The organism is Corallococcus sp. 4LFB, assembly GCF_046520365.1.
GTDB classification, from domain to species: Bacteria; Myxococcota; Myxococcia; order Myxococcales; family Myxococcaceae; genus Corallococcus; species Corallococcus caeni.
This window is the reverse complement of sequence record NZ_JBKGHJ010000565.1, coordinates 1-4889: the sequence shown is the minus strand read 5'-3', so window position 1 is coordinate 4889 and position 4889 is coordinate 1. Positions and strand designations below refer to the sequence as shown.

4 protein-coding genes and 1 pseudogene are annotated in these 4889 nt (G+C 74.2%); 3 read left to right on the top strand and 2 right to left on the bottom strand.

Going from position 1 to position 4889, the window contains the following annotated elements; genetic code table 11:
- Both ACLEQD_RS36915 and ACLEQD_RS36910 read left to right on the top strand, forming a co-directional pair.
- Positions 1-431: pseudogene (locus ACLEQD_RS36915) on the top strand (hypothetical protein); the annotation flags it as partial.
- Between the two features lie 209 nt (positions 432-640).
- Positions 641-1678: a trypsin-like peptidase domain-containing protein gene (locus ACLEQD_RS36910; RefSeq protein WP_410390582.1), complete on the top strand. Its 1038-nt coding sequence runs from the start codon at positions 641-643 to the stop codon at positions 1676-1678.
- A 67-nt stretch (positions 1679-1745) separates the two neighbouring features.
- Here the strand turns inward: ACLEQD_RS36910 and ACLEQD_RS36905 are convergent, their stop codons facing one another.
- Complete coding sequence (locus ACLEQD_RS36905; protein ID WP_410390581.1) at positions 1746-2189, bottom strand: hypothetical protein; 444 nt, start codon at positions 2187-2189, stop codon at positions 1746-1748.
- 206 nt (positions 2190-2395) lie between these two features.
- Here ACLEQD_RS36905 and ACLEQD_RS36900 point away from each other — a divergent pair, with 206 nt between their 5' ends.
- On the top strand, positions 2396-4201 hold the full coding sequence (locus ACLEQD_RS36900) for a hypothetical protein (protein ID WP_410390580.1): 1806 nt from the start codon (positions 2396-2398) through the stop codon (positions 4199-4201).
- A 2-nt stretch (positions 4202-4203) separates the two neighbouring features.
- Here ACLEQD_RS36900 and ACLEQD_RS36895 read toward each other — a convergent pair.
- On the bottom strand, positions 4204-4889 hold a 686-nt coding region (locus ACLEQD_RS36895; protein ID WP_410390579.1), incomplete at its 5' end, for an SDR family oxidoreductase.

Genomic DNA, 4889 nt, shown 5'->3' with positions numbered 1-4889 from the left:
CCGGGGCTGGGCTTCTCCCTGGCGCTGTCCGCGCCGTGCCCTGGAAGGGCGAGGCGAAGGGCGGCCTGCAGCTGGCCGTGACGGGGCCGAAGGAGGCGCGCGTGGGACAGCTGACGAGCGTGCGCGTCCAGGTGGGCGCGCCGTCCTCACTGCCGCTGCGCTTCCAGCAGGACCTGCCCGCGGGCGTGCAGGTGGACCCCGCGAGCCTGGACGCGCTGGTGTCCTCCGGACAGGTGACCGGGTGGGACGTGCAGGACGGGGCGCTGAGCTTGAGCCTCGCCCCCCGGGAGCAGGGCGCCCCGGTGCAGGTGGAGTTCCGCGTGCTCCCCACGCTCGCCGGGACGCTGCAGGCGGGCGCGTCGCGGCTGGACGTGCCCGGCCGGCCGGACATCACCGCGTCGCTGCCGCCCTCCACCTGGGCGGTGCGCTGACACCCGCTGGCGCCGTGGGGTCATTCTCCACTCACGGCGCCGGTGCAGGCCCCTTCCGTCTGGCCGTGGGGGCGGGTGGAATGCGCGCCGGAAGCGCGGCAGGGGCCCGGCCCGGCAGGCGCTCCACGCCCGGTGCAATCGCTGCCCGCATGCGTACACTGCAAGTCACACAGCGGGTGTGAACATCGCGCGGCCGCGAGAGGACACGGATGGAGCTTGAAGGCTCCGAACAGGACGAACTGACCCACGCACTGCTGGGCGCGTTCGCCTCGGTGGAGGACCTCCACCGGATGGTGGAGGTGAAATGCGGCCGCAGCCTGGTGCCCCCCGTCGAGCGGGAGGGGGCGGCGCGGGCCCGGGCGCTCGTGCGCACCGCGGAGGCGGAAGGGTGGACGGACGTGCTGGTGCGCGGCGCGCACGCGGCGGCGCCGGGCCACCCGCGCATCCGCCGCTTCCTCCAGAGCTACCTGTCCTCCGTGCAACGCAGCGTGTCTGGCAGCGCGCTGGCGCGCATCGTCCAGCAGTCCCGGTTGGCGCTGACACCGGAGGTCTGGCGGGACCGGTTGACGACGCTGTCTCGGCGCGTGTGCCGCGTGGAGCTGGAAGGGGGCCGCGCGCTGGGCACGGGCTTCCTGGTGGCGCCGGACGTGGTGCTCACGAACTCGCACGTCATCGAGCACCGGCTGCTGGAGGCGCTGCGCGTGCGCTTCGACCTGAAGGTGCTGCCGGACCGCATCGCGGTGCACCCCGGCCGCGTGTACGCGGTGACGGCGTGTCTGGCGCAGAGTCCGCACAGCCCGGCGGACCTGATGCACCCGCGTCCGCGCGAGGCCACGCGCGAGGAGCTGGACTACGCCTTCCTGCAAATCCAGGACGCCCCCGGCGAGGACCGGCTGGGGGACCGCCCGCGCGGCTTCATCCCGCTGGCCCCGTCCGCGCCCACGGCGTTCACGCCCGGCGCGCTGGCGCTCGTGGTGCAGCATCCCAAGGGCCGGCCCATGCAGGTGGCGCTGGACACGTTCCAGGCGGTCAACCGGTCGCACACGCGCGTCACGTACTGCACCAACACGCACCCGGGCTCGTCCGGCTCTCCGTGCTTCACGCCGGACCTGGACCTGGTGGCGCTGCACCACAGCGGAGACCCGCGCCCCGGCCACGAGTCCGCCGAGGACGACGAGGGCATCCCCCTGGACACCATCCGCTCCAGCCTGTCCTCCAGCGTGCTGCGCCGCCTGGGCTGGGGCTGAACGCGCCTGTCCCAACCGGTCCGACAGTCGGACAGGTTCGTGCGGGGCGCCGCCGACAGCGAGCCTGCTACACGTCTGTGCACGCGCCTCGGCGCCGCGCGAGGTCGAACATGCGGGGCCGGGGGAGGGGACTGCTATCGTCCCCGCGCATGAGCCTTCCCGCTCGAAGCTTCATGGCCGCGAAGGTCCTGGCCCGCGCCGGCGTGACGCTGGCCCTCACCGTGCTCTGCCTGCTGCCCGGGCTCGCGGTCGCGGCGCCGCGCTTCGGCCTCGCGGGCCTGTCCTCCAACAACGAGGTGCGCCTGCGCACGTCCACCGCGCACCTGGAGACGGTGCTGCGCGTGGACCTGCTGCCCACGTCCACGGACGCGTCACCGGACTCACCGCGCGACGCGGGCGCGGAGTCCACGCGGGTGACGGTGCTGGTGGATCCGCTGCTCGCGGCGGACGGCACGCAGGTGCCGGTGACGGTGCGCGTGGAGACGATGGAGGGCGCGGCCCGGGTGCCCATCTCCGTGAGTCAGCCGGTGACGGTGACGCTGTCCGCGGACCTGCCCGCGCCCGGTGACTACCAGGGCCGCGTGGTGCTGCTGGGGGACGCGCGCGCGAAGTCACCCCGCTCGTCGTGCAGCGCGTGGCGTCGGCGCCCACGGTGCGGTTCTATCCGGTGGCGCCCGCGCGCGCTGGACGCTGGGGCCGTTCTCCGGCAAGGCCACGGTGCGGCTCACCTTCCGGGAGACGGCGGGCGTGGGCGGCGCGGTGGGGCCCGCGGCGGTGGTGCAGCTGGACCGCAAGGCCGGCGGCGCGGGGGATGGCGCGGCGCCCGTGCAGGCGCAGGACGCGAAGTGGTTCTTCCGGGGACCGGACGGCCAGCCGCAGGGCCCGGGCAAGGAGGGCGTCCTCCAGGTGCCCGCCTACGGGACCGGCCTCCTGAGCCTGGACGTGGGCGACCTGCCGGAGTCCGGCGAGTACACCGGCACCGTGCGGCTGCTGGTGCCGGAGGGCGCGGCGGTGGAGCAGGCCTTCACCGTCTGGGTGAAGACGCCCGCGATGTTCGGCGCGTTCCTCATCTTCCTGGGCGTGGCGACGTCCGCGGCCGTGCGCTTCTACGTGCAGCGCGTGCGCCCGCGCGTGAACCTGCGCAGCCGCGCGGAGGCCGCGCGCCAGAAGCTCCAGTCCCTGGTGCCCGCCCGTCCCCTGGAGCGCGAGGCCGCCGTGGCCGCGTCGCTGCGCCGTCAGGTGGACGCGCTCCTCGCGGACATCCAGCGGCCGCTGAGCGGGCTCGTCGTGCAGGACTCCGTGCTCGTAATCTTCGAGGCGCGCCTCCAGCTCTTCTCGCTCTGGTCGGTCCTGCTGCGGCAGCTGGAGGGGCTCAAGGGCGTGGCGCTGCTGGACGCGGAGCGCAAGCTCAAGGCGGTGGAGACGCTGCTCCAGGATGATCAGGCCAAGGCCTCGGACTTCTCCGAACAGGCGCAGCTGATGCGGACGCTCGACCTGGAGGCGGTGGCCCGCGCGGTGCTGGAGTCGCGGCTGACGGAGCTGGAGCAGCAGGCCCGGACGCTGGCCTCCCAGCGCGGGGATGATCCGGTGAGCCGCCGGCTCCAGGGCGAGCTGCCCCTGTACGTGCTGCGGGCGCGCCAGCAGCTGCCCGGCCCCGACCTGGAGGCGTCCCGCCGGCTGGTGGAGACCGCGCGCGAGGCGTTCCTCGAAATCCTCCTGACGGACCTGGAGGACGCCTTCACCGCGAAGGCGCTCCCTGGCGGCTTCACGCAGGAGGAGTGGGCTGCGCTGCGCCTGCGCGTGGGCGAACAGCTGGCCCGGGCGCGGGCCCGCATGTCCGCCAGCGTGGACGAGGCGTTCCTCTACTACCAGTCCGCGCACGCGCTGTACCTGCGCGAGCTGGTGGACAACCTGGAGGAGGCCCTGACGCAGCTCCAGGCGCAGGCCGGCGGCGACCTGAATGCACAGGAGGCCTGGCGGACGGAGGTGGACGCGCGGCTGGCGGCGGCGCGCGCGCACCTGGACAAGGGCGAGGCGAACCTCGCGGCGCCGGAGTACCGCGCCGCCCATGACGACTTCGCGCGCCACGTCGCGCCCTGCCGCCCCCGTCGCCATGGGCGGGCGGCTGGCCATGGAAGGCGTCCCCTCCGCCGTGACGCTGGACCCCTTCTCGCAGCCCGCCGCGCCGTCGCCCGCGCCGCCGCCGCTGCCCGGCGGGCCGCCAGCGGGAACCTCTCCCCCCTGCCGCCCGCGTCCACGAAGGCGAGCACCGACGTGCTGGCGAGCCTGGACTGGATCCCCCTGCCACGCTCCAGGGACTTGTGGAAGGTGGAGCTGGCGGTGCTGGGGGTGATGTCCATCATCGCGGTGCTGCTGGGGCTCCAGGTGCTGGACGTCTTCGCGCCCACCTGGGGCGGCTCCGGCGCGTGGATGACCGCCTTCCTCTGGGGCTTCGGCCTGCACCAGGTGGGCAACGCCACCTTCGACGGCCTGTGGGGCATGGTGTCGCGGCTGGAGAAGTAGCCTCAGGCCTTCTTGCCGCGGATGGCGCGCGCGGCCAGCCGGTCCACCAGCGCCGGCGCCACCAGCTTGAGCACCTGTCCCACGCGGCCGGTGAGCGTCATCACCAGCTCGCGCTCGCGGCGCTCCATGGCGCGCAGGATGAGCGCCACGCAGGTGTCCACGTCCATGGTGGGGCCCGCCTCGTCGCGGGGGCTCTGTCCCAGGGGCCGGCCCTCCGGGCCCAGCGCGTGCGCGCGGATGTCCGTGGCCACGAAGCCCGGTGACACCACGAGCACGTCGGTGCCGGTGCCCAACAGTTCGATGCGCAGCGAATCGAAGAAGCCCTGCATGGCGTGCTTGCTGGCGGCGTAGCCCGTCCGCATGGGCACGCCCGTCTTCCCCGTCAGCGACGACACGGCGACGAGCAGGCCCTTGCGCGCCTTGAGGTACGGCAGCGCGTGGAAGGTGCAGTGCACCGCGCCCAGGTAGTTGATGCGCATGAGGCGCTCGTAGAGGCCCAGGTCCTTCACGTCCTCGAAGCGCGAGTGCATGGTGATGCCCGCGTTGTTGACGAGCACGTCCACGCCGCCGAACGCCTCCGCCGTGCGCTCCACCAGCCGGCGGCACGCCTCCGGGTCGCCCACGTCGGTGGGCACCGCCAGCGCCTTGCCGCCCGCGGCCTCGCACCGCGCCTTCACGCGCTCCAGCG

Excerpts from the sequence above, each read along its gene's own strand:
- ACLEQD_RS36910 (WP_410390582.1), top strand. The coding sequence starts at position 641 with ATGGAGCTTGAAGGCTCCGAACAGGACGAACTGACCCACGCACTGCTG.
- ACLEQD_RS36905 (WP_410390581.1), bottom strand. The coding sequence starts at position 2,189 with ATGGGCACCCGGGCCGCGCCCTCCATCGTCTCCACGCGCACCGTCACC.